The sequence below is a fragment of the Streptomyces sp. NBC_00775 genome, from assembly GCF_036347135.1.
Taxonomy (GTDB): Bacteria; Actinomycetota; Actinomycetes; order Streptomycetales; family Streptomycetaceae; genus Streptomyces; species Streptomyces lutosisoli.
Genome location: NZ_CP108938.1, coordinates 8,234,996 through 8,260,132 on the forward strand (window position 1 = coordinate 8,234,996; position 25,137 = coordinate 8,260,132).

24 protein-coding genes are annotated in these 25,137 nt (G+C 69.0%); 17 read left to right on the top strand and 7 right to left on the bottom strand.

Annotated features, from left to right (window positions below):
* Window positions 1-208: 208 nt before the first annotated feature.
* Window positions 209-1,315, top strand: a complete 1,107-nt coding sequence (locus OIC96_RS36540) for an amidohydrolase family protein (RefSeq protein WP_330303733.1) — start codon at window positions 209-211, stop codon at window positions 1,313-1,315.
* 43 nt (window positions 1,316-1,358) lie between these two features.
* Window positions 1,359-2,123, top strand: a complete 765-nt coding sequence (locus OIC96_RS36545) for a nucleotidyltransferase domain-containing protein (protein WP_330303732.1) — start codon at window positions 1,359-1,361, stop codon at window positions 2,121-2,123.
* A 34-nt stretch (window positions 2,124-2,157) separates the two neighbouring features.
* Here the strand turns inward: OIC96_RS36545 and OIC96_RS36550 are convergent, their stop codons facing one another.
* The 4 genes from OIC96_RS36550 to OIC96_RS36565 all read right to left on the bottom strand — a co-directional run bounded on the left by OIC96_RS36550 (window position 2,158) and on the right by OIC96_RS36565 (window position 5,768).
* Window positions 2,158-3,165 (bottom strand): COX15/CtaA family protein, encoded by a 1,008-nt coding sequence (locus tag OIC96_RS36550; RefSeq protein ID WP_330303731.1) that lies wholly within the window; start codon window positions 3,163-3,165, stop codon window positions 2,158-2,160.
* Between the two features lie 64 nt (window positions 3,166-3,229).
* Entirely contained in the window at window positions 3,230-3,946 is a 717-nt protein-coding gene (locus tag OIC96_RS36555; RefSeq protein WP_330310053.1) for an ABC transporter permease, read from the bottom strand.
* A gap of 50 nt (window positions 3,947-3,996) precedes the next feature.
* Entirely contained in the window at window positions 3,997-4,920 is a 924-nt protein-coding gene (locus OIC96_RS36560; RefSeq protein WP_330303730.1) for an ABC transporter ATP-binding protein, read from the bottom strand.
* 11 nt (window positions 4,921-4,931) lie between these two features.
* Complete coding sequence (locus OIC96_RS36565) at window positions 4,932-5,768, bottom strand: aminoglycoside N(3)-acetyltransferase (protein ID WP_330303729.1); 837 nt, start codon at window positions 5,766-5,768, stop codon at window positions 4,932-4,934.
* A gap of 161 nt (window positions 5,769-5,929) precedes the next feature.
* Between OIC96_RS36565 and OIC96_RS36570 the strand changes: the two genes are divergently transcribed.
* The 8 genes from OIC96_RS36570 to OIC96_RS36605 all read left to right on the top strand — a co-directional run bounded on the left by OIC96_RS36570 (window position 5,930) and on the right by OIC96_RS36605 (window position 12,496).
* A complete protein-coding gene (locus OIC96_RS36570) occupies window positions 5,930-6,664 on the top strand; it encodes a helix-turn-helix transcriptional regulator (RefSeq protein ID WP_330303728.1) in 735 nt (244 codons plus the stop codon).
* The gene (gene sufB / locus OIC96_RS36575) at window positions 6,661-8,085 is read left to right on the top strand and encodes a Fe-S cluster assembly protein SufB (protein ID WP_330303727.1); all 1,425 of its coding nucleotides are present in this window, start codon (window positions 6,661-6,663) and stop codon (window positions 8,083-8,085) included. Before OIC96_RS36570 ends, sufB begins: the two co-directional genes overlap by 4 nt.
* Window positions 8,086-8,146: 61 nt before the next feature.
* Window positions 8,147-9,328 carry a Fe-S cluster assembly protein SufD gene (gene sufD, locus OIC96_RS36580; RefSeq protein WP_330303726.1) on the top strand — a complete coding sequence of 394 codons (1,182 nt, stop codon included), beginning with the start codon at window positions 8,147-8,149 and terminating at the stop codon, window positions 9,326-9,328.
* Entirely contained in the window at window positions 9,328-9,657 is a 330-nt protein-coding gene (locus OIC96_RS36585; RefSeq protein WP_124004478.1) for a bifunctional 3-phenylpropionate/cinnamic acid dioxygenase ferredoxin subunit, read from the top strand. The genes sufD and OIC96_RS36585 overlap by 1 nt, the downstream gene beginning before the upstream one ends.
* Window positions 9,658-9,664: 7 nt before the next feature.
* The gene (gene sufC / locus OIC96_RS36590; RefSeq protein WP_330303725.1) at window positions 9,665-10,429 is read left to right on the top strand and encodes a Fe-S cluster assembly ATPase SufC; all 765 of its coding nucleotides are present in this window, start codon (window positions 9,665-9,667) and stop codon (window positions 10,427-10,429) included.
* Window positions 10,426-11,682 (top strand): cysteine desulfurase, encoded by a 1,257-nt coding sequence (locus tag OIC96_RS36595; RefSeq protein ID WP_327427830.1) that lies wholly within the window; start codon window positions 10,426-10,428, stop codon window positions 11,680-11,682. Before sufC ends, OIC96_RS36595 begins: the two co-directional genes overlap by 4 nt.
* Before the next feature lie 14 nt (window positions 11,683-11,696).
* The gene (gene sufU, locus OIC96_RS36600; protein WP_330303724.1) at window positions 11,697-12,161 is read left to right on the top strand and encodes a Fe-S cluster assembly sulfur transfer protein SufU; all 465 of its coding nucleotides are present in this window, start codon (window positions 11,697-11,699) and stop codon (window positions 12,159-12,161) included.
* On the top strand, window positions 12,158-12,496 hold the full coding sequence (locus tag OIC96_RS36605; RefSeq protein WP_028803403.1) for a metal-sulfur cluster assembly factor: 339 nt from the start codon (window positions 12,158-12,160) through the stop codon (window positions 12,494-12,496). The genes sufU and OIC96_RS36605 overlap by 4 nt, the downstream gene beginning before the upstream one ends.
* A gap of 149 nt (window positions 12,497-12,645) precedes the next feature.
* On the opposite strand, the gene OIC96_RS36610 is transcribed toward OIC96_RS36605, so the two are convergent.
* Window positions 12,646-13,599, bottom strand: a complete 954-nt coding sequence (locus tag OIC96_RS36610) for an AbfB domain-containing protein (protein ID WP_330303723.1) — start codon at window positions 13,597-13,599, stop codon at window positions 12,646-12,648.
* A gap of 365 nt (window positions 13,600-13,964) precedes the next feature.
* On the opposite strand from OIC96_RS36610, the gene OIC96_RS36615 reads away from it, so the two are divergent.
* Complete coding sequence (locus OIC96_RS36615; RefSeq protein WP_330303722.1) at window positions 13,965-14,969, top strand: sulfotransferase family protein; 1,005 nt, start codon at window positions 13,965-13,967, stop codon at window positions 14,967-14,969.
* 60 nt (window positions 14,970-15,029) lie between these two features.
* Here the strand turns inward: OIC96_RS36615 and OIC96_RS36620 are convergent, their stop codons facing one another.
* Both OIC96_RS36620 and OIC96_RS36625 read right to left on the bottom strand, forming a co-directional pair.
* Window positions 15,030-16,829 (bottom strand): endonuclease/exonuclease/phosphatase family protein, encoded by a 1,800-nt coding sequence (locus tag OIC96_RS36620; protein ID WP_330303721.1) that lies wholly within the window; start codon window positions 16,827-16,829, stop codon window positions 15,030-15,032.
* A 295-nt stretch (window positions 16,830-17,124) separates the two neighbouring features.
* Window positions 17,125-18,228, bottom strand: a complete 1,104-nt coding sequence (locus OIC96_RS36625; RefSeq protein WP_330303720.1) for a DUF7847 domain-containing protein — start codon at window positions 18,226-18,228, stop codon at window positions 17,125-17,127.
* Window positions 18,229-18,375: 147 nt separating this feature from the next.
* On the opposite strand from OIC96_RS36625, the gene OIC96_RS36630 reads away from it, so the two are divergent.
* From OIC96_RS36630 to OIC96_RS36655, 6 genes are all read left to right on the top strand, one after another.
* A complete protein-coding gene (locus OIC96_RS36630) occupies window positions 18,376-18,696 on the top strand; it encodes a DMT family transporter (RefSeq protein ID WP_330303719.1) in 321 nt (106 codons plus the stop codon).
* Window positions 18,696-19,232: a TetR/AcrR family transcriptional regulator gene (locus tag OIC96_RS36635; RefSeq protein WP_330303718.1), complete on the top strand. Its 537-nt coding sequence runs from the start codon at window positions 18,696-18,698 to the stop codon at window positions 19,230-19,232. Before OIC96_RS36630 ends, OIC96_RS36635 begins: the two co-directional genes overlap by 1 nt.
* 83 nt (window positions 19,233-19,315) lie before the next feature.
* Window positions 19,316-20,305 carry a 2,3,4,5-tetrahydropyridine-2,6-dicarboxylate N-succinyltransferase gene (gene dapD / locus OIC96_RS36640; RefSeq protein WP_330303717.1) on the top strand — a complete coding sequence of 330 codons (990 nt, stop codon included), beginning with the start codon at window positions 19,316-19,318 and terminating at the stop codon, window positions 20,303-20,305.
* Window positions 20,306-20,738: 433 nt separating this feature from the next.
* Window positions 20,739-21,698, top strand: a complete 960-nt coding sequence (locus OIC96_RS36645; protein WP_330303716.1) for a tellurite resistance/C4-dicarboxylate transporter family protein — start codon at window positions 20,739-20,741, stop codon at window positions 21,696-21,698.
* A gap of 1,079 nt (window positions 21,699-22,777) precedes the next feature.
* Complete coding sequence (locus OIC96_RS36650) at window positions 22,778-24,142, top strand: glutamate decarboxylase (protein WP_330303715.1); 1,365 nt, start codon at window positions 22,778-22,780, stop codon at window positions 24,140-24,142.
* Window positions 24,143-24,369: 227 nt separating this feature from the next.
* The gene (locus OIC96_RS36655) at window positions 24,370-25,047 is read left to right on the top strand and encodes a GAP family protein (RefSeq protein WP_330303714.1); all 678 of its coding nucleotides are present in this window, start codon (window positions 24,370-24,372) and stop codon (window positions 25,045-25,047) included.
* The last annotated feature ends 90 nt before the right edge of the window (window positions 25,048-25,137 follow it).

Sequence of the window (25,137 nt, forward strand, 5' to 3'; positions counted from 1 at the left end):
GCGCCCCGAAAGGGGCGCGGGGCTGTCTCACGTGCGGCTCCGCCGCCTCGGCGCGACCAGCCACGGACGGTTCGCGGCCTCAGAACGACCCGCACCTTCCGAGCCGTAACGGCGGAGCGCCTTCGCACGGGGTGTGTACGGCCATCACCTGACCCCCGGTCCGCCCGTTAAGACCTGTAAGCACACAGCGTCTACGCGGGGAGTCCGGATGATCGAAACACCGTCCCTCGTGGACCAGTACTGCCACGGCGTACTGAGAACGGAGCTGGGCCTCGGCACCTTCGAGGCCCACCTCGCCAGGACCGAGGGTCCGCCGGCCGCCGGCACCACCTTCTTCGACACCCAGACCGGTTTCGCGGTACGCCGCTGGTGCCCGCCGCTGCTCGGCCTGGAGCCGCACTGTCCCCCCGCCCGCTATCTGGCCAGGCGTCGCGAACTCGGCGTACTGGAATCTGGCCGCAGGCTGCTGCGCGGCAGCGGCATCACGACGTATCTCGTCGACACCGGGCTGCCCGGCGATCTGACCGGGCCGGGCGAGATGGCCTCCACAGGAGCCGCCGACGCGCACGAGATCGTCCGTCTTGAGCTGCTCGCCGAACAGGTCGCCGACACCTCCGGCACGGTCGAGTCCTTTCTCGCCAATCTCGCCGAGTCCGTCCACGGGGCGGCCGCGAACGCCGTGTCCTTCACGTCCGTGGCGGGCGGACGGCACGGTCTGGCGCTCGCGCCCGAGCCGCCCGGGCCGGGCGAGGTGCGGGGCGCGGCGGGCCGCTGGCTGGCGCGCCGCCGGGTGGGCGGGCCGCTGAGCGATCCCGTCCTTCTCCGCCACCTGCTGTGGATCGCGGTGGGGTCAGGACTGCCCCTCCAGCTCCACGCCGGGCTCGGTGAACCCGGACTGCGCATCGACCGCACCGACCCCGTCCTGCTCACCGACTTCGCCCGCGCCACGGCCGGACTCGGCACCGACCTCGTCCTCCTGCACGGCTACCCGTACCACCGGCACGCGGCCCACCTCGCCGGGGTCTTCCCGCATGTGTACGCCGACCTGGGCGCCGCCCTGGTCCGTACGGGGGCGAGGGCGGCGGCCGTCCTCGCCGAGATCCTGGAGCTGGCGCCCTTCGGCAAGCTCCTCTTCTCCAGCGGAGCACATGGACTGCCCGAACTTCATGTGGTCGGAGCACGCCTTTTCCGTGAAGCGCTCGCACGGGTGCTCGGCACCTGGGTCGCCGAGGGGGCCTGGTCGCTGGCCGACGCGCAGCGGGTGGCGGGGCTGATCGCGGCGGGGAACGCGCGGCGGGTGTACGGGGTGGAGTGACGCCCCTCTTCACCGGCGTGCCCTGCGGCTCCAGACTGTGCGGATGACCGATGAAGGCACCGCCCAGTTACTCGACCGCTTCCTCGCCGATCTGCGCGCCCTCGCCCCGGTGGCCGTGTGGGCGCACGGCTCGCTCGCCGGGGGCGACTATCAGGAGGGGCGCAGCGATCTCGATCTGATCGCCGTCCTGGAGGGCCCCGTCTCGCTCGGCGCGATACGGAAGCTGGTCCGACTGCACCGGCGGCTGCGCGCCGACGAACCGCTCGCCGGGAAGCTGCACTGCAGCTATCTGACGCCCGACACCATGGCCGGTGCCGAGCGGTCGTACGTCACCTGGGCGCACGACGGGCTGATGAAACGCCCGGTCACCCCGGTCACCCGCCGCGAACTGCACGCCTTCGGTCTCGTCCTGCACGGCAAACCGCCCGAGGACCTGCTGCCGCCCCTCCTGGACCACGAGCTCAGCGATTTCGTCGTACGCGACCAGAAGGAGTTCTGGCGACCCGCGGTCGACAAGGCCCGGCTCTGGAAGCAGGACGTGTGGGTCGACCTCGGGACGATCACCCTCGCGCGGGCCACCACGACCCTGCGGGACGGGCGGCTGATATCGAAGAGGGAGGCACTGGAGCTGCTCCCCGGACTGGGGGCGCCGGCAGAGGTGGTCGACGACATCAGGAGGCGGCGCTACGAGGATCCCGCGCCGCCCACGGAGGAGTGGACGGTGCGCCGGGCCGAGCTGACACGGGGCTATCTGGGTCCCGCGATCGACGACCTGGTGACCGCCTATGAACGGCCCACGCGCGCGTGAATGCCGGTACGGCTCACGCGCGCGTCGATACGGCCTACGCGCGCGTAAGCGCCGATTCCGCCGAAGGACCCGGCAGGTCCGCCACGACGTCCGGGCGTTCGCGCAGCGCCAGCAGGACGCGGAGGACCGCGATCCACACCAGGCAGGAGCCGAACATGTGGAGGGCGACCAGGGCCTCGGGGAGGTCCGTGAAGTACTGGACGTAGCCGATGGCGCCCTGGGAGAGGAGGACGAGGAACAGGTCGCGGGTGCGGTGCAGGGGGCCCTTGGGGGCGTCGACCGCCTTGAGGACGAACCACAGGGCGAAGGTCAGCGTCACGACGATCCAGGCCAGCACGGCGTGCAGCTTGGCGACCGTCTCCCAGCTGATGGGGATCCGGTTGACCTCGCTGGAGTCGCCCGCGTGCGGGCCGGCGCCGGTGACGACCGTGCCGACCGCGATCAGCAGGATGGCGGCGGTGACCAGGAACCAGACGAGCTGGCGCACCGACGCGCCGACGAGGGGGCGCGGCTCGCCGTCGCCCTCGCGGGTGCGCTGCCACATGACCGCCGCGACGGTGATGAGCGCGGTGGAGAGCAGGAAGTGGGCGGCGACCGTGTAGGGGTTGAGGCCGACCAGGACGACGATGCCGCCGAGGATCGCGTTGCTCATGACGATCCAGAACTGGGCCCAGCCCAGCCGGGTCAGGCTCCGCCGCCACGGCTTCTGCGAGCGCGCGGCGATGATCGCCCAGCCGACCGCCGCGCACAGGACGTACGTGAGCATGCGGTTGCCGAACTCGATGACCCCGTGGAAGCCCATCGCGCTCGTGGTGGTCAGCGAGTCGTCGGTGCACTTGGGCCAGGTCGGGCAGCCGAGCCCGGAGCCGGTCAGCCGCACGGCGCCGCCGGTGACGACGATGACCACCGACATGACGAGCGCGGCGAGGGCCGCCCGCCGCACCGTCCGGGGTGTCGGGGTCCAGCGTTCGGCGATGAAGGCGAGCGGGTTGCTCACCGCGCTCAGGGCATCGGCTCGGGTCACGTTTGGCACGCGCACCATCGTAGGGGGCCGCTTGTGCATGTCTTCACGAGGGCCCCGCACCTACGCAAATCGCTAGTCCGGACTACTCCCAGCGGAAGAACTTCCCCGCGGCTCCCAGGCCGACCACCGCCCACACGGCCAGGATCCCGAGGTCGCCCCACGGCATCCCCGCCCCGTGCTGAAGGACATCCCGCAGCCCGTCCGAGAGCGCCGAGATCGGCAGGAGACCGAGGACGTCCTGGGCGCCGGAGGGGAACTTGTCCATGGGGACGATCACACCGCCGCCGACCAGCAGGAGCAGAAAGACCAGGTTGGCGGCGGCCAGGGTCGCCTCGGCCTTCAGCGTGCCCGCCATCAGCAGGCCGAGGCCCGAGAAGGCTGCCGTGCCGAGGATCAGCAGGAGCAGTACGGCGAGGGGGTTGCCGTGCGGTGACCAGCCCAGGGCGAAGGCGATCACCGTCAGCAGGACGATCTGGAGGGCCTCCGTGACCAGCACGGATGCCGTCTTCGCGGTCATCAGGCCCCAGCGGGGGAGCGGCGAGGCGGCGAGCCGCTTCAGGACGCCGTAGCGCCGCTCGAAACCCGTGGCGATCGCCTGGCCCGTGAACGCCGTCGACATCACGGCGAGCGCCAGGATGCCGGGGGTCAGGAAGTCGACCGCCTCGCCCTTGCCCGTGTCGACGATGTCGACCGAGCTGAACAGCACGAGCAGCAGCGTCGGGATGACGACCGTCAACAGGAGCTGCTCGCCGTTGCGGAGGAGCATCCTCGTCTCGAAGGCGGCCTGCGCCGCGATCATGCGGGGCAGGGGGGCCGCACTGGGCTTCGGGGTGTACGTACCGGCGATGGTCACGAACGCAGCTCCTTGCCGGTCAGTTCGAGGAAGACGTCTTCAAGAGTGTGGCGTTCGACCGAGATCTTCTCCGGCATCACCCCGTGCTGCGCGCACCAGGACGTCACCGTCGCCAGCAGCTGGGGATCGACCTTGCCGCCCACCCGGTAGGCGCCCGGCGTCAGCTCGGCGGCCGTGGAGTCGGCCGGGAGGGCCTTCAGCAGGGACCCGACGTCGAGCCCGGGGCGGCCGGTGAAGCGCAGGGTGTTCTCGGCGCCGCCGCGGCACAGCTCCTCGGGCGAGCCCTGGGCGATGACCTTGCCGGCGTCGATGATCGCGACGTCGTCGGCGAGCTGTTCGGCCTCGTCCATGTAGTGCGTGGTGAGGATGACGGAGACGCCGTCGCCGCGCAGATCGCGGACCAGGTCCCAGGTCGCGTGCCGGGCCTGCGGGTCGAGGCCCGCGGTCGGCTCGTCGAGGAAGACCAGTTCGGGGCGGCCGACCACGGCCATCGCCAGCGCGAGGCGCTGCTGCTGGCCGCCGGAGAGGCGCCGGTAGGTGGTGCGGCCGCAGCTGCCCAGGCCGAGCCGCTCGATGAGCGCGTCCACGTCCAGGGGGTGGGCGTGGAGCTTCGCGACATGCCGGAGCATCTCGTCGGCGCGGGCGCCCGAGTAGACGCCGCCGGACTGGAGCATCACGCCGATGCGGGAGTGCAGTTCCGCGGACTGTCTCGCCGGGTCGAGGCCCAGGACGCGCACCGTGCCGGAGTCCGGCTTCCGGTACCCCTCGCAGGTCTCGACCGTGGTCGTCTTGCCCGCGCCATTGGGCCCGAGTACGGCGGTGATTCCCGCCTTGGCCGCCAGGTCGAGGCCGTCCACCGCGGTCTTCGTGCCGTACCGCTTCACCAGTGCCTGGACCTGGACCACGGGCTCGCTTCGCATGAGGCGCAAGTCTAAGGACGCCGTCGAGGTGCGGGGGCGCCGGGGGCCGCATCCACGTACTGGTCCCGTGGCCGGTGCAGCGCCAGCCAGCGCTCCGCGTACGCCACCGCGTCGGCCACCGGGAACAGCCGTGCGTCGGCCGCGCCCACCTTGCCCCGTACGACGGGACGGTCCCGCTCGAAGTCGGAGCCGAGCTCGTCGAAGCGGTCGGAGGTGATCGATATCTCCCGCACCACTTCCCAGCCCGTCGGGGAGGGGCGTCCCACCTCGACGACGGGCGACGGAACGCGGTACTCGGCCAGGTGGAAGCTCGTGCAGGTGCCGTAGCCGGCACCGAGCAGCAGGATCCGGGCGCCGTCGGCCTCCAGACGGGCCAGCGGGCTGCGCTCGCCGAGCCGGCAGTCGGGCGCGTGGCCCTCGATGACCGCCGCCGCGCGCGGGCCGAGCGCCGCGAACGAGGTCTCCGGGTGCGCGCTGCGCAGGGCGCCGGGCCAGTTCCGTACGGTCTCCGGGATCACGCCGACCCTCCGGGAGGGCGTCACCCGGGGGTCGTACGCGGGCATCGTCGCCCGGATGGTCGACCACCACTCCTCGGGCACGGGCGGATTGCTCCACAGTGCCGGATCGGAGAGTTCTCCGGACTGGGTCGGGACCACCAGAGTGCCGTCGGGGCCCAGGGCGTCGAGCAGTCCCTGGACGACGGCGACCGGGCCGCCGTTGACCCACCCCAGGGCGCTCAGGGAGGAGTGCACGAGAAGCGTTTCTCCTGGCTGTACGCCCAGCGAGAGAAGGTGTGCGGCGACGGTGTCCCGAGTGACGAGTGGGCCGGTCGGTGGGGGTGTCGGCATGGTCCGGCAGTCTCCCCGAGAGCCGGGCGGCGCGCCACCCAATTGATCGATCAAAGATCATTTCCCCAGGTCACCTTAGGTATACCTAAGTGATGCACGGCACCGTCCACCCCTCAGGACGCGGCTTGTCAGGCTCTGAGGAATTACGCAACAATGGCGTTGTGAAAAACGTTCGCGAGGCTCGGGAGACCCCCACGGGGACCCCGCAGGAGGAACTCACGACCGGGGAGCGCTCGACGCGCAACCGGGTCGCGCGGTCCATCCTGGACCACGGCCCCTCGACCGTCACCGACCTCGCGGGACGACTGGGCCTGACCCCGGCCGCCGTACGCCGTCATCTCGACGTACTCGTCGCCGACGAGGTCGTGGAAGCACGTGAGCAGCGGGTCTACGGAGCGCGTACGCGCGGCCGTCCCGCCAAGGTGTTCGCCCTGACCGACTGCGGCCGCGACGCCTTCGACCAGTCCTACGACAAGCTCGCCGCGGACGCGCTGCGCTGGATCGCGGCGCGCGAGGGCGGGGACGAGGCCGTCGTCGCCTTCGCCCGCGCCAGGATGGCTGCCCAGGCCGACGCGTACCGCAAGGCCGTCGAAGCCGCCGCCCCCGAGGAGCGCACCGAAGCGCTGGCCAAGGCCTTGAGCGTGGACGGGTACGCTGCTACGGCGCGTAACGCACCGGTTGGTGAGCAGCTCTGCCAGCACCACTGCCCGGTCGCCCATGTCGCCGAGCAGTTCCCGCAGCTGTGCGAGGCGGAGACCGAGATCTTCTCCCAGCTGCTCGGCACCCATGTCCAGCGGCTGGCCACCATCGCCCACGGCGATGGCGTATGCACCACGTTTATCCCCAAGACCACACATAACGCATCTGCAAGCACCGCCGGGAGGAACCCCGCATGACGCTCCCCATCGAGGAGACTGCCCACCCTGAGCTCGAGGGTCTGGGCACGTACGAATACGGCTGGGCCGACTCCGACGTGGCCGGTGCCTCTGCCAAGCGCGGTATCAACGAGGACGTCGTCCGCGACATCTCCGGGAAGAAGTCCGAGCCGGAGTGGATGACCAAGCTCCGCCTCAAGGGCCTGCGCCTTTTCGAGAAGAAGCCCATGCCGAACTGGGGCTCGGACCTCTCCGGCATCGACTTCGACAACATCAAGTACTTCGTGCGCTCCACGGAGAAGCAGGCGGAGTCCTGGGAGGACCTGCCCGAGGACATCAAGAACACGTACGACAAGCTCGGCATCCCGGAGGCGGAGAAGCAGCGCCTCGTCGCCGGTGTCGCGGCCCAGTACGAGTCCGAGGTCGTCTACCACCAGATCCGCGAGGACCTGGAGGAGCAGGGTGTCATCTTCCTCGACACCGACACCGCTCTGAAGGAGCACCCGGAGCTCTTCAAGGAGTACTTCGGCACGGTCATCCCGGTCGGCGACAACAAGTTCGCGTCGCTGAACACCGCCGTGTGGTCCGGTGGCTCCTTCATCTACGTGCCGAAGGGCGTGCACGTCGAGATCCCGCTCCAGGCCTACTTCCGTATCAACACGGAGAACATGGGCCAGTTCGAGCGGACGCTGATCATCGTCGACGAGGACGCCTACGTCCACTACGTCGAGGGTTGTACGGCCCCGATCTACAAGTCGGACTCCCTGCACTCCGCGGTCGTCGAGATCATCGTGAAGAAGGGCGCCCGCTGCCGCTACACGACCATCCAGAACTGGTCGAACAACGTCTACAACCTGGTCACCAAGCGCGCCGTGGCGTACGAGGGCGCGACCATGGAGTGGATCGACGGCAACATCGGTTCCAAGGTCACCATGAAGTACCCGGCCGTCTACCTGATGGGCGAGCACGCCAAGGGCGAGACCCTGTCCATCGCCTTCGCGGGCGAGGGCCAGCACCAGGACGCCGGCTCCAAGATGGTCCACATGGCGCCGAACACGTCGTCGAACATCGTGTCGAAGTCCGTGGCGCGCGGTGGCGGTCGTACGTCGTACCGCGGTCTCGTCGAGATCGGCGAGGGCGCTCACGGCTCCAAGTCGAACGTGCTGTGCGACGCGCTGCTCGTCGACACCATCTCCCGCTCCGACACGTACCCGTACGTGGACGTCCGCGAGGACGACGTGTCCATGGGCCATGAGGCGACCGTCTCCAAGGTCAGCGACGACCAGCTCTTCTACCTGATGAGCCGGGGCATGACCGAGTTCGAGGCGATGGCGATGATCGTGCGCGGCTTCGTCGAGCCGATCGCCAAGGAGCTGCCCATGGAGTACGCCCTTGAGCTCAACCGGCTGATCGAGCTGCAGATGGAAGGCGCGGTCGGTTAAGACCGGTCTTCCGTAAGCAGCTAGCGAATTCCGACGTAGGAAAGAGAGCAGACCGACAGCCATGGCTGAGGCTCAGAACATCCCGGTGGGGTCCACCACCGCCGGACAGATCGCGGTGGCCGCCGAGTCGACCGTCGCCACGCGCATGAGCGCGCCCCCGTCCTTCGACGTGGCGGACTTCCCCGTCCCCCACGGCCGCGAGGAGGAGTGGCGGTTCACCCCGCTGGAGCGCCTGCGCGGGCTGCACGACGGCACCGCGGTCGCCACCGGCGACGGCGTGAAGGTCGGCATCGAGGCGCCCGAGGGCGTCATCGTGGAGACCGTCGGCCGTGACGACGCCCGGCTCGGCAAGGCCGGCACCCCGGTGGACCGCATCGCCGCCCAGGCGTACTCGGCGTTCGAGAAGGCCGGTGTCGTCACCGTCCCCAAGGAGACGGTGCTCACCGAGCCGATCCGTATCGCCGTGCACGGCGAGGGCGGGGTCGCCTACGGCCACCAGGTCGTGGAGCTCGGAGCCTTCGCCGAGGCCGTCGTCGTCATCGACCACACCGGTGACGCCGTACTCGCCGCCAACGTCGACTACATCCTCGGCGACGGCGCCAAGCTCACCGTCGTCTCCGTCCAGGACTGGGACGACAAGGCCGTGCACGTCGGCCAGCACAACGCGCTGATCGGCCGCGACGCCACCTTCAAGTCGTTCGTGGTCACCTTCGGCGGCGACCTCGTACGCCTCCACCCGCGCGTCGCCTACGCCGGCACCGGTGGCGAGGCCGAGCTCTTCGGCCTGTACTTCACGGACGCCGGCCAGCACCAGGAGCACCGTCTCCTCGTCGACCACAACACCCCGCACTGCAAGTCGAACGTCGCCTACAAGGGCGCGCTCCAGGGCGAGGGCGCCCACGCGGTGTGGATCGGCGACGTCCTCATCGAGGCCAAGGCCGAGGGCACGGACACGTACGAGATGAACCGCAACCTGGTTCTGACCGACGGCGCCCGCGTCGACTCCGTGCCGAACCTGGAGATCGAGACCGGCGAGATCGTCGGCGCCGGACACGCCTCCGCGACCGGCCGCTTCGACGACGAGCAGCTCTTCTATCTGATGGCCCGCGGCATCCCCGCCGACGAGGCCCGCCGTCTGGTGGTCCGCGGCTTCTTCGCCGAGCTGGTCCAGCAGATCGGTGTCGCCGACATCCAGGAGCGCCTTCTCGTCAGGATCGACGAGGAGCTGGAGGCGTCGGTCTGATGACTGCCTCGTCGACGTTCCTACGCGCCTGTGGGCTGAGCGAGCTGGAAGAGGACACCCCGAAGAGGGTGGAACTCGACGGCACGCCGGTCTCGGTCGTGAAGACCGAGGGGGAGGTGTTCGCGATCAACGACATCTGCTCGCACGCGAACGTCTCGCTCTCCGAGGGCGAGGTGGAGGACTGCCAGATCGAGTGCTGGCTGCACGGCTCCGCGTTCGACCTCCGCACCGGCAAGCCGTCCGGTCTTCCCGCGACGCGCCCCGTCCCCGTATACCCCGTAAAGATCGAAGGGGACGACGTACTCGTCTCCCTCACCCAGGAGTCCTGAGGAACCCATGGCAACGCTTGAAATCCACGACCTGCACGTCACCGTCGAGGCCGACAACGCCACGAAGGAGATCCTCAAGGGCGTCGACCTGACCGTGAAGCAGGGCGAGACGCACGCCATCATGGGCCCCAACGGCTCCGGCAAGTCGACCCTCGCCTACTCCCTCGCGGGCCACCCCAAGTACACGATCACCGGCGGCACCGTCACCCTCGACGGCGAGAACGTCCTGGAGATGTCCGTCGACGAGCGCGCCCGCGCGGGCCTGTTCCTGGCGATGCAGTACCCGGTCGAGGTCCCCGGCGTCTCGGTCTCCAACTTCCTGCGTACGTCCGCCACGGCGATCCGCGGCGAGGCCCCCAAGCTGCGTACCTGGGTCAAGGAGGTCAAGGAGACCATGGAGCGCCTCTCCATGGACCCCGCCTTCGCCGAGCGCAACGTGAACGAGGGCTTCTCCGGCGGTGAGAAGAAGCGCCACGAGATCCTTCAGCTGGAGCTCCTCAAGCCGAAGATCGCGATCCTCGACGAGACCGACTCCGGCCTGGACGTCGACGCCCTGCGCATCGTCTCCGAGGGCGTCAACCGCGTTCGCGAGACCGGCGAGGTCGGCACCATGCTGATTACGCACTACACGCGCATCCTGCGCTACATCAAGCCCGACTTCGTCCACGTCTTCTCCGCCGGCCGTATCGTCGAGTCCGGCGGCGCCGAGCTCGCCGACAAGCTGGAGAACGAGGGCTACGAGGCTTACACGAAGGGTGGCGTATCCGCGTGACGCAGCTGCCGGGCCTCCTCGACACCGAGGCGATCCGCAAGGACTTCCCCATCCTGGACCGCCTGGTCCACGACGGTAAGAAGCTTGTGTACCTGGACAACGCGGCGACTTCGCAGAAGCCGCGCCAGGTACTGGACGCCCTCAGTGGCTACTACGAGCGCTACAACGCCAACGTCCACCGCGGTGTGCATGTGCTCGCCGAGGAGGCCACGGCGCTGTACGAGGGCGCGCGCGACAAGGTCGCCGCGTTCATCAACGCGCCGAGCCGCGACGAGGTGATCTTCACCAAGAACGCCTCCGAGTCGCTCAACCTCGTGGCCAACATGCTGGGCTGGGCCGACGAGCCCTACCGCGTGGACCACGAGACCGAGATCGTCATCACGGAGATGGAGCACCACTCCAACATCGTGCCGTGGCAGCTGCTCTCGCAGCGCACGGGCGCGAAGCTGAAGTGGTTCGGCCTGACCGACGACGGCCGTCTCGACCTCTCGAACATCAACGAGATCATCACGGAGAAGACGAAGATCGTCTCCTTCGTGCTGGTGTCGAACATCCTGGGCACCGTGAACCCGGTCGAGGCGATAGTGCGCCGCGCCCAGGAGGTCGGCGCCCTGGTCCTGATCGACGCCTCGCAGGCCGCGCCGCACATGCCGATGGACGTCCAGGCCCTCCAGGCCGACTTCGTGGCCTTCACCGGCCACAAGATGTGCGGTCCGACGGGCATCGGCGTCCTCTGGGGCCGCCAGGAGCTGCTCGAGGACCTGCCGCCGTTCCTCGGCGGCGGCGAGATGATCGAGACCGTGTCGATGCACTCGTCGACGTACGCCCCGGCACCGCACAAGTTCGAGGCCGGCACCCCGCCGATCGCGCAGGCGGTCGGTCTCGGCGCGGCGATCGACTATCTGACCTCGATCGGCATGGACAAGATCCTCGCCCACGAGCACGCGCTCACCGAGTACGCGGTGAAGCGGCTCCTGGAGGTCCCGGACCTGCGGATCATCGGCCCGACCACGGCCGAGGACCGCGGCGCGGCGATCTCGTTCACGCTGGGTGACATCCACCCGCACGACGTGGGCCAGGTCCTGGACGAGCAGGGCATCGCGGTCCGGGTCGGCCACCACTGCGCCCGCCCGGTCTGCCTGCGCTACGGAATTCCTGCGACCACGCGAGCGTCGTTCTATCTGTACTCCACGCCGGCCGAGATCGACGCACTGGTCGACGGCTTGGAGCACGTCCGGAATTTCTTCGGCTGAGGAGCGGCTGAGACGTGAAGCTTGATTCGATGTACCAGGAAGTCATCCTGGACCACTACAAGCACCCGCACGGGCGGGGCTTGCGGGATGGCGATGCCGAGGTGCACCACGTCAACCCGACGTGCGGCGACGAGATCACGCTGCGCGTGAAGTACGACGGCGAGCGGATCGCGGACATCTCGTACGAGGGCCAGGGCTGCTCCATCAGCCAGGCCTCGGCCTCCGTGCTCAACGAGCTCCTGGTCGGCAAGGACCTGGCCGAGGGGCAGAAGATCCAGGAGACCTTCCTGGAGCTGATGCAGTCCAAGGGCCGGATCGAGCCCGACGACGCGATGGAGGAGGTGCTGGAGGACGCGGTCGCGTTCGCCGGTGTCTCCAAGTACCCGGCCCGGGTGAAGTGCGCTCTCCTGAGCTGGATGGCGTGGAAGGACGCGACGGCCCAGGCTCTGGGCGAGAGCGCCGAGAGGAAGACGGCATGAGCGAGAACGAGACCTTGACGACGAAGCCGGCCTCGGAGGAAGAACTCCGCGAGGCGCTGTACGACGTCGTCGACCCCGAACTGGGCATCGACGTCGTCAACCTCGGCCTCATCTACGGCATTCACATCGACGACGCGAACATCGCGACGATCGACATGACCCTGACGTCCGCGGCCTGCCCGCTCACCGACGTCATCGAGGACCAGGCCAAGTCCGCCACGGACGGCCTTGTCAACGAGCTCCGCATCAACTGGGTCTGGATGCCGCCGTGGGGTCCGGACAAGATCACGGACGACGGTCGCGAGCAGCTTCGGGCGCTCGGCTTCAACGTCTGAGTCCTCTGTACTGCCCGTGGGGCCCCGGTGCTGTGTGCACCGGGGCCCCACGTCGTCGTCGGCACTCGGTGTGCTTCACGCACTGATCCGGCGGGGGCGCGGCCTTCGAGGGTTTCCGGCTCGTCCGGGGGCCGGTGAACCCTCGGGGTTCAGCCCCAGCCCTTCACCACACGAAACGCCGAGTCCGCGCGATAGAGCGTGCTGTTCTCGTACGCGTCCAGGCGGAGCTGGAAGTTGCGGTGGCGCAGATAGCGGCCCGGGTAGTTGACCGACTCCAGCATGACGGCGTCGGAGTACGACGACGTCCGGGGGCAGAAGGTGGCGTCCTTCTCGAAGAGGTCGGAGCCGTCGTCGCGGTCGGCGCGCAGGGAGAAGTTGCGGTGGCGGAGGTAGGTGCCGTCGGTGGTGGCGAAGGAGTAGCAGGAGGAGTTCGCGAGCCCCTCGACCAGCTTGAAGCTGGCGTCCTGCTTGGTCGTGGCCGAACTGCCCGAACCCACCGGATCGAGCCGGACGGCGCCGTCGCTCACGTGCCAGTAGCGGTCGGGGTAGTTGACCGACCGGATCGACTTCAGCGAGGAAGCCGGCGTGGAGGAGGGGGACTTGCTGGACGAGGCGGGCTTCGACTGTCCGGGGGCGGGCTGGGCGTCGGAACCCTGTCCCGAGGGCTTGGGTGAGGCCGAACCCCGCGAGGCGGTGGCGGAGGGGGAGGACTGGGGCGAGGCCAAGGCGTTCTTGCCGGCCGGGGCCAGGGTCGAGCCGCTCGTTCCGGCGGAGGCACCGGGCGGGAACAGGAGGCCGGTGTCGGAGGTGGTCTCGTTCGCCCGGTTCTGTGATGAGTCGTCAGAACCATTGTCCTGTAGGGAGATTGCGGTCGCCGTGGCGATGAGCACCGCCACGGCCAGCCCGCCGGCCAGCCAGAGCCGTCGTGTCCCGGGCAGCCGGCCCTCGTCCGTGACTCGCCCGGTCTCCCATGGCGCCGGGGGTTCGGGGGCGAGATCCGTCTGCACGGGGTAGGGCGTGCCGTGTGGCCTGGGGCGCCAGGGCTCCAGCTCCGTGGAGTGAGCGGGCTGGTCGGGCCCGGGCCCGGGCGTTATTTCTGGCATGCGCGTTCCTCCAGCGTCGCCCGTGGCGATCGCGGATTCGTCGGCTGGTCGCGGTAACAAGAGATCTACTGGTCTCAGCACAAGTGGGGGGCGCGGGCGCTCGGAACGGCGGCAGCCGTGGAGGCCATGTGCGCGACTGGTGAAACAGTAGTGGACACGGTGACGTCCGAGCAGCCGTTTCCCGCAGTGATCCTCCAGCGATCCCCGAGTGATATCCCAGTGATGCCTGATCGATTCCTCGGTGATCCATGGGAAGTCCACAGGAACTCGGTGCCGGCCCGGCCCGGCCCGGGGTGCGGCGCGTTCACACGGCATTCTCAGCGTGATCCCAGTCCGGCCTCATCGGGTCGCGGCAGCGTGGAACCGTGTCTGACTCCCTGCGCCCCGTCTTCGTTCTCGGCTGTCCCCGCTCCGGGACCACACTGCTGCAGCTGATGCTGCACGCGCATCCACGGATCGCGCTGCCGCCCGAGACACGGTTCGTGCTGCCCGCCTACGAGGGGCGGCTGGGCTTCGGTGATCTGAAGGAGCGCGGCAACCGGGCCGGGCTCGCGCAGTGGATCACCGCGCGCAAGGAGACGCGGTTCCATGAGCTCGGGGTGGACCCCGGGCGCGTGGCCGAGCGGATCACCGAGGGGCCGCCCACGCTCGGGTCGGCGCTGGGGATCGCGCTCCAGGCGTACGCCGAGGAGCACGGGAAGGTCCGGTGGGGGGACAAGCGGCCCGCGTACGCGCTGCACGTGGCGGAGATCCTGCGGCTCTTCCCCGACGCCCAGTTCATCCATCTCGTACGGGACGGACGGGACTGTGTCGCCTCGCTGCTCGGCATGCCCTGGTGGCATCGCGGCTTCCATGAGGCCGTGGCCACCTGGTCGCAGGTCATGGACACCACGCGCAAGTACTCCCGCAGGCTGGGATCCGGCAGCTGGCACGAACTGCGCTTCGAGGACCTGGTGGCCGACCCCGAGGGACAACTGCGCGGTGTGTGCGGGTTCTTGGGGGAGGAGTACGTCCCCGAGATGAGCGAGCCGTACCGGGTGGCCGAGGTGGCCGTGCCCGCACGGAAGACCTGGCACCGGCGCACCCACGGCGCGGTGGACACCTCGAGGGCGGGGAACTGGGCCACTCGGCTGACGCCTGCTCAGATCGCCCTGTGCGACGACGTGTTGGGCGACAGGCTCACCTCGTACGGCTATGAACTGGCCGGAGCCGTCCGCCCCGACCCCGCCGAACTGCTGCGCTATCGGCGCGTGGAGGTCCTGCGACGGGCCGCCCACGCCAAGCGGCGGATGCTCGACCGCTTGGCGCGAGTGCGTGAACAGGGTCCCGTGGCCAGCCAGTTGATGACCACGTCCGAGTTCAGGGCCTAGGGTCTGTCCGGCCGGCCCGCCGGACGGACCCACCGGACGGACCCTTGGCCCGGCCGTTGACTACGGAGTGATCCGGACGACCTGCGGGTCGTGGTCGCTGGTCTGGTCCGAGAACTCGCTGTTGATGTGGACGATGTCGTAGTCGTACGACGTGATCGCGGAGCTGACCAGGGTGTGGTCGAGGACCTGCGAGTTGCCGTCGTAGACGTACGTGTACTGCTGCGACGCCGGCAGGGTGTCCACCAGGTCGGTCAGTACGCCGCCCTCAAGGGTCGTGGCGGTGGTCGAGAACTGGTAGTCGTTCAGGTCGCCGAGGACGATCACCTTCGCCGAGGACTGGACCGCGAGGATCGAGTCGACGAAGGAGTTGACGGCCGCGGCCTGCGTGGTGCGCTGGGTCTCCGAGGAGCGGGTCGGGGCCTGGTACTGGCTGTGCAGCGAGTAGTCGCCGCCCTTGGAGACGAAGTGGTTGGCGATCAGGAAGTACGTCGAGCCGTTGAAGGTGAACTCCGCGGCGAGCGGCTTGCGGCTGGCGTCCCACGCCGAGTTGGTCGGATCGATCCGGCCGGGCGAGTACTTCAGCTGCGCCGTACCGCTGCTGTTCACCACCGAGTTCGCGGTCGTCGCGGTGCCGCCGGTGCGTGACGTCAGGCCCACGCGCGCGGTGTTGTAGAGGAAGACCTGGCGGATGTTGCCGCCGGTCTCACCGCCGTCGGCGTCGTTGGTCGGGCTGATCTGGGTGTACGAGTACGTCGGACCGCCCGCCGTCTTGATCGCGGCGATCAGCGTGGAGAGCGTGGTGCTCGCGTCGACCGTGCCGTCGTCCGTGGCGCCGTTGTTGTCCTGGACCTCCTCCAGGGCCACGATGTCGGGCGACTTGAGGTTGGTCACGATGCCCGAGGCGAGCGCCGTGAACTTCGAGGCGGCGTCGGTCGGGTCGAGGTTCTCCACGTTGTACGTCGCCACCGAGAGCTGGCTCGTCGACTGGGCCGTCGTGGTCTCCTTGGCGATACCGCCCGAGGTCAGCGTGCCGAGCGTGGTGGCCTGGAGGGTGTAGCCGCCGTACGCGATGTAGTCCATGACGCCGGTCGCGCCCGAGAGGGTGTCGCCGACGTTCGCCGTCGGGAAGGTGGACGACAGCAGCGTGCTTATCTGGACACGGCCCGAGTTCTGGCTGCTGTACGAGGAGTACAGCGAGCCGCCGCGCGCCGAAGTCACCTGCGAGGGCTTCACGTTGACCCACAGCTCGCTGTACTCGTCGGTCCGGCCGACCACGGGCGAGCTGCCGACCGAGACGCGCATGCCCTCCAGGGACTCGTAGTAGTCCAGGGCGTACGTCGTCGGGGCCAGCGTGTACGAGTTGATGGAGCCGCCGCTGTTGGTGCGCGTGTAGGTGGCGGGGACCGTCGAGTCGCTGATCGTGGTGGCCGAAGGCAGCGTGTTCCCGGTGGAGTTGGTGGTCCAGGTCGCGCCGGTGATCTCGGTGAGCGACTGGCTGCCGCCGTCCGTGTCGGGGTAGTACTCGGAGACCTTGCCGGTGACCGTGACGCTGTTGCCGACCGTCGTGCTCGGCGTCGTCGAACCCTTGTAGACGAAGACCGCGTCACTGGTCGCCGCGTTGCCGTCGCCGCTCGCGCTCTGGATCCAGAAGCCGCGCGAGGAGCCGGTGGAGCGGATCGCGGTGACGATGCCGGTGGTGGTGACCGAGGAGCCGCTGTACGGGGAGACCCGGGTCGAACCCTGGATGGCGGAGATCGTGACGGTGGCCGCCTGCGCGGTCTGGGGGAGGGCGACGAGCGCCCCCGACGCGATGAGAGCGGCAGCCGTGACGCGGGCGCCGAGCCTGAGCGTTCTGTCCATGTGCGTCCCTTCAACGGGCGGAAGAGCGGGGCGAGTTGGTGCATGGACGTGCTGTTGACCGGTCGCGGAGATTTCTAGGCGCTGGGTGTTACGAGGCGATGTACGGACGGTGTTCTACGCGTGTCGTCTACGCGCGTCAATCGTGTGCGTAGGAATCCGTCGGAAATTTCGGGCGGGACCGCGGGCGAGGCTGTGACCTGGCTGTTCATCGCCTGTGCCGTTGTGGCGTGTTCGGCCGGTGGCGGTCGCCCGCGCCGCGGGGGAGACCGCCGGCCCGGCCGTCTCCCCTACCGCCTCACTCGTGGGCCGAGTCCGGCGTCGCGGGCGGCTGAGGCGGCGCCGAGGCGTGCAGGAGTATGTCCGCGAGCCCCTCCCTGCGGATGCGCTGGTCGATGTAGAGCAGGGTCGAGATCAGCGGCAGGAACACCATGGTGAACAGCTGGGTGACGAGACCTCCGAGCAGCGAGAGCACCAGGTAGACGCCCGCGTGCGGCAGGCTCTGCGCCCAGACGTCCGCCGCGTCCGAGGCGGTCGGCGACGAGGGATCGTACGGCTGCGGGGTGGGCATCGCGAACGTCAGCGGGAGCCGGATCGCGAGCGACAGGATCAGCGTCGTCAGAGAGCCGAGCAGGGTGATGCCGAAGGTGCGCCACCACGCGCCGCGCACCAGCCGCACCGAGCGGCGCAACGCCTGCACGGGCCCCGCCGCCTCCAGTACGGCGGCCGCCGGGGCGAAGGAGAACAGCACCCAGAGCCACACGGCCAGCGGCACGGCCAGCAGCATGAGCAGGAAGAAGACGCCGTACGGCAGATCGCTGTTCAGGACCATGGTCAGGAAGAACGAGACGAACACCGCGGTGAACAGCAGCAGCGGGATCATCAGGATCAGGCCGAGCAGCAGCGTCACGCCGAGCACCGACGGGGTGCGCGGCCAGGTCCGCCGCCAGATCTGGCCGAGGGTGACCCGCCGGCCGAGCACGGCGTCGTGCAGGGTCGCCGAGCACGAGGCCTGGACGAGGGCGCTCGCGGCCGTCAGGCCCACGAGCGCGAAGACCCACACGGCGCCGAAGGCGAGCAGAACGGGCCGGAAGTCGGCCCAGCGCGGATCACGGGTCGTGTCGTAGAGCGCGTGCAGATGATCGCTCACGGTGGCGTACGCGACGGCCGCCGCGCCCGCCATCAGCGCGGCCAGCGCGAGGTTGACCAGGACGGCGAACCCGAACAGCGGCTTCGCGTACCGGCGCATCGTCGCGAAGGCGCCGCCGAAGACCGTGTCCACGCCGAGCGGTGCCAGGGGTATGACACCCGGCTTGGGCGGAGGGGGCGGCGGTGCCCAGCCCCAGCCGCCCGGAGGGCCGCCGTACGGCCCCGATGGTCCCCACCCCGATGTGTCCGACATCGCTCTTGCGCTCCGATGCTCCGGGAGTCCGGTGACTCCAGCCCCCACTGTGATCGCGAACGATATCGGGTGCGTCGGGTGGTGCCTACGGGGGTTGTGGGGCGACTTTGTGTACGGGTGTACGTATCGATGTGTACACTCGTACGCATGGGATATGTGCTGCTCGCCGGAGCCATCGCCGCCGAAGTGGGCGCCACCACCGCCATGAAGTACAGCGAGGGCTTCAGCAAGCTGTGGCCGTCGCTGGTGACCTGCCTCGGATACGTCATCGCGTTCGCGCTGCTCGCCCAGACCCTGAAGACCGTCTCGGTCGGCACGGCCTACGCGATCTGGGCCGGCGTCGGCACCGCCGTCATCGCCGCGATCGGCATGATGTTCCTCGGGGAGGGGCTCAACGCGGCCAAGGTCGCCGGGATCGCGCTGATCATCGGCGGGGTCGTGCTGCTGAACCTGGGCGGGGCGCACTGATGGCGCGCCGGTACGACCCCGAGCGGCGGCAGCGGATCATCGACGCGGCGATCCGTGTCGTGGGCGCGAAGGGCCTCGCCGGGCTGAGCCATCGCTCCGTCGCCGCCGAGGCCGATGTGCCGCTCGGCTCCACCACGTACCACTTCAAGACCCTCGACGAACTCATGGTCGCCGCACTGCGTCAGGCCAACGAGGGATTCGCCAAGGTGATCGCCGCGCGCGGCGGCCTGGAGGATCCGCGGACCGACCTGGCCCAGGAGCTGGCCGGGTGGATGGGGGAGTGGCTCGCGGGCGACCGGACGGGGGTCGAGCTGGAGTACGAGCTGTATCTGGCGGCGCTGCGGCGGCCGGCGCTGCGGCCCGTGGCCGACCAGTGGGCCCGGGATCTCGCCGAGCAGCTGTCCCGCCGCACGGACCCGCTCACCGCGCGGGCGCTGGTCGCGCTGATGGACGGGATCTGTCTGCAGGTGCTGCTGACGGACGTTTCCTACGACGAGGAGTACGCGCGGGAGGCGCTGTCCCGGCTGATCGTCTGAGACGTACGGCGGGTTCGCCCGCCACATGAGACGCCTCGCCCACCGGTTCGCCCGGGCGGCCCCCGCCAAGTTAGGTTTTCCCCATGACCGACACGACTGCTACTCGTACCACCGGCGCCGTCGCCGCCGGGCTCGCCACCCTCACCGCCGACGGCACTGTTCTCGACACCTGGTTCCCCGCCCCCGAGCTGTCCGCCGAGCCCGGCCCGGCCGGTACCGAGCGGCTGTCCGCCGAGCGGGCCGTGGAGCTGCTCGGCGAGGGCGCGGCGAAGGCCATCGGCCCGGACGCACGCCGTGGCGTCGAAGTGGTCGCGGTCCGTACGGTCATCGCCTCGCTGGACGACAAGCCGCTCGACGCGCACGACACGTACCTGCGTCTGCACCTGCTCTCGCACCGCCTGGTGCGGCCGCACGGCCAGAGCCTGGACGGCATCTTCGGCCACCTCGCCAATGTCGCCTGGACCTCGCTCGGCCCGGTCGCTGTCGACGACGTCGAGAAGGTCCGGCTGAACGCCCGCGCCGAGGGCCTGCACCTCCAGGTGACGTCCATCGACAAGTTCCCGCGCATGACGGACTACGTGGCGCCCAAGGGCGTCCGCATCGCCGACGCCGACCGCGTCCGCCTCGGCGCGCACCTCGCCGAGGGCACGACCGTCATGCACGAGGGCTTCGTGAACTTCAACGCGGGCACGCTCGGCACGTCGATGGTCGAGGGCCGTATCTCCGCCGGTGTCGTGGTCGGCGACGGTTCCGACATCGGTGGCGGCGCCTCCACCATGGGCACCCTCTCCGGTGGCGGCAACGTCCGCATCACCATCGGCGAGCGGTGCCTCATCGGTGCGGAGGCGGGCGTCGGTATCGCGCTCGGCGACGAGTGTGTGGTCGAGGCGGGGCTGTACGTCACCGCCGGTACCCGTGTCACCATGCCGGACGGACAGATCGTCAAGGCGCGGGAGCTGTCCGGTGCCTCGAACATCCTCTTCCGCCGCAACTCGGTCTCCGGAGCGGTGGAGGCGCGGCCGAACAACGCGGTGTGGGGCGGGCTGAACGAGGTTCTGCACAGCCACAACTGATCACCGGCGGCCGTGACCTGCGGCTGCCTAATCGATCAATGCTCTGAACTGCTGCTGAGCTGTCGGCAGTTGTCGACGTCGGTCACCATCGAGCGCCCTTCCGCGGCCCCAGGACGGCCCGGGAGGGCGCTGGTGCGTTGGGGAGACAGTCGCATTGAAAGGGCGGACATGGTCGATGGCGGGACGCCCAGGAAGTTCCGACTGAAGCGCCACTCCAGCTCAACGACGCATCTCGACTACTGCGCGCCGTCGTTGAACCCTCCACAGCTCGGAGGGCGAACTTCGACACTCATTGCCGTCGCCTCCTGCCGGCGGGCGGACGCGCCGGTGCTTGAGGCGCTGTGAGAAGGACGTCCGCTGGGCTGACGCCCGCTCGCCCGTCGGACACCGCGTTGCGGTTGCGGGTCGCCCCACCGCCGCAGACTGTGGGGGGATGGTTGATCGTGTCCCGGCCGAGGACGGGCTAGCCGGCTGGTGGGTGAAGCTGCCTCCGGGAGCAGGAACCGCGGTGATGGCGACCGGGATTGTCTCCATCGGGCTCCACCTGGTCGGGCAGGAGGCGCTCTCATGGATCCTGCTCGTCCTCGCCGCCCTCGTATGGCTCGCGCTCGCCATCGACTTCGCGCGGCAGCTACTGCGCGAACGGGACCAGTGGGAGATCAAGGCAGACACGCCGCCCGCGCTGACCGCAGTGGCCGCGACGACCATCCTCGGGACCTGGTTCGCACTACAGGGATGGTCGGGTGTCGCCGTTGCCGCGCTGGTCGTCGCGGTACTGATCTGGCCGGTGCTGCTGACGGCGGTGGTGCGGCACTGGCGGCGGCGCTTGCCAGGCACGGTGTTCCTGGTGTGTGTCGCGACGCAGGGCCTGGCCGTGCTGGGCGGAACGCTCGCCCTCTCGCTGCCGTCCGGGTGGCTCGCCTGGCCGGCGCTGGGCTGCTTCCTGCTCGGGCTGGCGCTCTACCCGATCGCCTTTCTCCGCTTCGACCTCGGCCAGGTACGGTCCGGCGCGGGCGACCAATGGGTGGCCGGCGGGACGCTGGCGATCTCCGCGCTCGCCGGGTCGAAGTTGTTGGCCGTGCCCGCCTGGCGCGGCACCGCGGCACAAGACGCGCTGCGTGCGCTCACTCTGGTCACGCTCGCGCTGTCCGTGTGCTGGTACGCCGTCCTCGTCTTCGCCGAGGCACGCTGGCCGCGTCCGCGCTACGACATGAGGCGCTGGGCGACGGTCTTCCCGATGGGCATGACGGCCGTCGCCACCCTGTCCGTCGCCGACGCCGCGGCCGTGGGCTGGCTGCGGACGTCGGGGCAGATACTGCTCTGGATCGCCGTCGCCGCCTGGGTGCTCGCACTCGTCGGGCTGGTCAGGCACTTGGCCACGTACTCGCGGTGAACCTGTGCCGGGAGGGCGGCAGGAGGCCCTTCTGGTCACCTCTGGGGCGGCGGTACACACCAAGCCGCTGCACCGACCGCGGAAGTACGTTTGGGCACCACCTGGCGAGCGACGGGATCAGTGCATGTCCGGCACAGGCCATCGATAGACGACACGGCAGACATCCTCCGGGCGCAGCTGCGTGCAGCAACTTCATCGAGCGGCAGCCCCTCGGCTAGACCCGCCGTCGGGCCAAGGTCATCGACCGCTTCCCCAGTGAGACCACCTGCATCAGCCTGGTCTGGGCCGTCCTCGACCGGGCCTCGCGCGGCTTCACCATGCCCGCGCCGGCCTCCGCTGCCTCCAATACTTCCGCCGATCTCTGGCCGAACCCCCGGACCTCGATCAGGCGAACCGCCGCCGAGCTCAACGACACATTCACAGACGCCGCGTAATATCCACTCCACGGCACCTACCTCGTCGAGCTTTTACACCGCTCCGAGGATGCGACGGTGTGAACCGGAGGCCGTTAGACGTTTATCCCGAAACCGCTCCGCTCCCTGGCCCCCGAGCCGACTACTACCGCCACGAGCGAAGCCGCCCACCTGATCGTCACCGTCCAGATGCTGCTCGATCTCCTCGTCCCAGGTCTTGGCTTTCGACCTTTCTTTGGAGCAGTCCGGACCGGCGAGAGCGGGCTATCCGACGCAGCCGCCGACGCATCCCCGTGAGACCGGGCGCCCCGGAATCGGCCAGCAGACGGCACCCCGGCGCGATCTACTGGAAGGGGTACTCAAGGGTCGACGATTGCTGCCTTCATAGTAAGTCGACGGCACATCGGCGATTTGCCGAAATTTCCCCATGATTATGACCATGAATTCACTGAATCCCAGGGGGACTTTGGCGGTCGTCCCCAATCTTGATTATCAGATCGCGACAACCTCGCTGGCAGGTGGGGGCCGCGAACGACTCAGCATAAAGGTGACCGCGTAGTTAGCTGCTGCGGCAATATCGACCGATATGGCGGAGGTCACGGCTCGCTGTTCTTCCTCGGCGTGTTCCTCGCCGAGGTACGTTCCGGAACTGTTTGAATCCTCCGCATGACCAAGAGAGACGCTGCGGCCCTGTTCGGCAACCGATTCCTGACCGCGCCCGCTCCCTCGGAGACTTTCCCCGAGGAAGGCATGACCGCGACGGACGCCATGAGGCTGCTGGACGCGGACCTCGCCATGGAGGGCGACCCGCAGCGTAACCTCGCCACGTTTGTCACCACGTGGATGGAGCCGGAGGCGCAGCGGATCATCGCCGAGAATCTCCACCGCAATTTCATTGACCATGCGGAGTATCCGATTTCCGCCGAGATCGAGCAGCGTTGCGTGCGCATGCTCGCCGACCTCTTCAACGCGCCGGGCAAGACCACCGGTTGTCGGACCCAGGGGTCGTCCGAGGCGATCATGCTCGGGGCGCTGTCGCTGAGGTGGAAGTGGCGGGAGCGCCGCCAGGCGGCCAATCTGTCGGCCGACCGGCCCAACTTGGTCTTCGGCGGGGACGTCCACGTCGTGTGGGAGAAGTTCTGCCGCTACTTCGACGTCGAGCCGCGGATCGTGCCGCTCGCCGAGGGCAAGTACACGATCGGCCCGGAGGACGTGGAGCCTCTCCTCGACGAGAACACGATCGGCGTTGTGGCGGTCCTCGGCACGACGTTCACCGGCCACAAGGACGACGTTGTCGGGATCGACAAGCTCCTGCGGGGCGTCCGCAAGGAGCGGGACCTGGACATCCCGATCCACGTCGACGGCGCCAGCGGCGCATTCGTGTGGCCCTTCCTCTACCCGGACTCGAAGTGGGACTTCCGGCTCGAGCAGGTCCGTTCGATCAACGTCTCGGGACACAAGTACGGCCTGGTCTACCCCGGCATCGGCTGGCTGATCTTCCGGGAGGAGTCCGACCTGCCCAAGGATCTCGTGTTCCACGAGAACTACCTGGGCAAGACCGACGCGACGTTCACCCTGAACTTCTCCACGGGCGCGTCGATGGTGCTCGCGCAGTACTACAACTTCGTCCGGCTCGGTCGTCAGGGCTACACCTACGTCATGAAGATGATGCAGGAGAACGCCCACGCGCTGGCGGACAACCTGCGCAGCAGCGGCCGCTTCGAAGTGATCGGGAGCGACCTCGAGCAGCTGCCGCTGGTGGCCTTCCGTCTCGCCGGCCAGCACGCCTACGACGAGTCCGACGTCGCCTGGCAACTCTCGGCCGAGCGCGGCTGGATGGTGCCGGCGTACACGCTCCCGCCCAACGCGGAGCGGGTGAAGATCCTGCGTGCCCTGGTCAAGGAGACCCTGAGCCGCGAGCAGATCGACCGCCTGACCCAGGACATCGACGACGCGTGCAGCACCTTGGACCACAAGGGCGCGACCCATGAGATCGAGCGGGCCCAGGTCAAGCGCGGCACCGGCTACTGATTCCTGCAACCGGCACCCCCAGGGACGGGCGCCGTTGACAACCGCTTCGGTTGCGGTGGGACGTGCCGAGTGCGTCGTCAGCCATTCTCGACTTCCGCGCGGCCGTGAAGACAGCAGCGCAGTCGATCGCGCAACAGCCGGGTGCGCCGCCCAGGCGGCCTGGGCATCCGCTTGCGTCAGACCCTGCTCCACTGGATCGCCACCCTGAGCCCCACACGGAGGCAACCATGGGCGCAGTTCTCGGTGACGTGCTGGGTTTCGCGGCCGCCGTCGCGATCAGCCCGCTCCCGATCATCGCGATCATCCTCCTACTCGCCACGCCCCGGGGGCGTCTCAACGGCCCCCTCTTCACCGTCGGCTGGATCCTGGGACTCTCGGCACTGGGCGCGGTCATGCTGGCAATCGCTTCCCCCGCAGATGCCTCCGCCCACAATCAACCGGCCACCTGGGTAGGAGCCCTCAAGCTCGCTCTGGGCCTGTTCCTCGTCCTCTTCGGCGCCCGGCAATGGCACCGGCGCCCAAAAGATCCCTCACAAGCCAAGCTGCCGAAGTGGATGGGTGCCATCGACCGCCTCACGCCCGTCAAGGTCTTCGGACTCGGACTGGCCCTGGCCGCGCTCAACGCCAAGAACGCCCCACTGACCATCGCCGCGGCCGCCTCCATCGGCTCAGCCGGGTTGCCGGTCGGGCAGCAGATCGCATCGCTGGCAATCTTCGTCCTGATCGCCACCCTCGGCCTGCTGGCCCCACTGGGAGTCTTCCTGATCGGGGGAGAGCGAGCGAAGACCACACTCGGCAACTGGAAAGACTGGGCAGCTCAGCACAACGTCGCCGTGATGGCCGTCCTGTTCTTCGCCCTCGGGCTGAAACTACTCGGAGACGGCATCTCCATCCTCGCCTCCTGACAGGCTTACTCACGTGTGGCGGTGTGGACCGATCACAGACGCGCAACAGAGAAGGTCGGCGGAGCGGCTTTGGGCGGGAGCTGCTTTGGG

Coding starts and splice junctions, on each gene's coding strand:
- OIC96_RS36560 (WP_330303730.1), bottom strand. CDS start 4,920: ATGCGAAGCGAGCCCGTGGTCCAGGTCCAGGCACTGGTGAAGCGGTAC.
- OIC96_RS36655 (WP_330303714.1), top strand. CDS start 24,370: ATGGGCGCAGTTCTCGGTGACGTGCTGGGTTTCGCGGCCGCCGTCGCG.
- sufD (WP_330303726.1), top strand. CDS start 8,147: ATGGCTGAGGCTCAGAACATCCCGGTGGGGTCCACCACCGCCGGACAG.
- OIC96_RS36645 (WP_330303716.1), top strand. CDS start 20,739: ATGGTTGATCGTGTCCCGGCCGAGGACGGGCTAGCCGGCTGGTGGGTG.
- OIC96_RS36630 (WP_330303719.1), top strand. CDS start 18,376: ATGGGATATGTGCTGCTCGCCGGAGCCATCGCCGCCGAAGTGGGCGCC.
- OIC96_RS36635 (WP_330303718.1), top strand. CDS start 18,696: ATGGCGCGCCGGTACGACCCCGAGCGGCGGCAGCGGATCATCGACGCG.
- sufC (WP_330303725.1), top strand. CDS start 9,665: ATGGCAACGCTTGAAATCCACGACCTGCACGTCACCGTCGAGGCCGAC.
- sufB (WP_330303727.1), top strand. CDS start 6,661: ATGACGCTCCCCATCGAGGAGACTGCCCACCCTGAGCTCGAGGGTCTG.
- OIC96_RS36620 (WP_330303721.1), bottom strand. CDS start 16,829: ATGGACAGAACGCTCAGGCTCGGCGCCCGCGTCACGGCTGCCGCTCTC.
- OIC96_RS36650 (WP_330303715.1), top strand. CDS start 22,778: ATGACCAAGAGAGACGCTGCGGCCCTGTTCGGCAACCGATTCCTGACC.
- OIC96_RS36610 (WP_330303723.1), bottom strand. CDS start 13,599: ATGCCAGAAATAACGCCCGGGCCCGGGCCCGACCAGCCCGCTCACTCC.
- OIC96_RS36555 (WP_330310053.1), bottom strand. CDS start 3,946: ATGATCGCGGCGCAGGCCGCCTTCGAGACGAGGATGCTCCTCCGCAAC.
- dapD (WP_330303717.1), top strand. CDS start 19,316: ATGACCGACACGACTGCTACTCGTACCACCGGCGCCGTCGCCGCCGGG.
- OIC96_RS36605 (WP_028803403.1), top strand. CDS start 12,158: ATGAGCGAGAACGAGACCTTGACGACGAAGCCGGCCTCGGAGGAAGAA.
- OIC96_RS36565 (WP_330303729.1), bottom strand. CDS start 5,768: ATGCCGACACCCCCACCGACCGGCCCACTCGTCACTCGGGACACCGTC.
- OIC96_RS36540 (WP_330303733.1), top strand. CDS start 209: ATGATCGAAACACCGTCCCTCGTGGACCAGTACTGCCACGGCGTACTG.
- OIC96_RS36550 (WP_330303731.1), bottom strand. CDS start 3,165: ATGGTGCGCGTGCCAAACGTGACCCGAGCCGATGCCCTGAGCGCGGTG.
- OIC96_RS36585 (WP_124004478.1), top strand. CDS start 9,328: ATGACTGCCTCGTCGACGTTCCTACGCGCCTGTGGGCTGAGCGAGCTG.
- OIC96_RS36545 (WP_330303732.1), top strand. CDS start 1,359: ATGACCGATGAAGGCACCGCCCAGTTACTCGACCGCTTCCTCGCCGAT.
- OIC96_RS36625 (WP_330303720.1), bottom strand. CDS start 18,228: ATGTCGGACACATCGGGGTGGGGACCATCGGGGCCGTACGGCGGCCCT.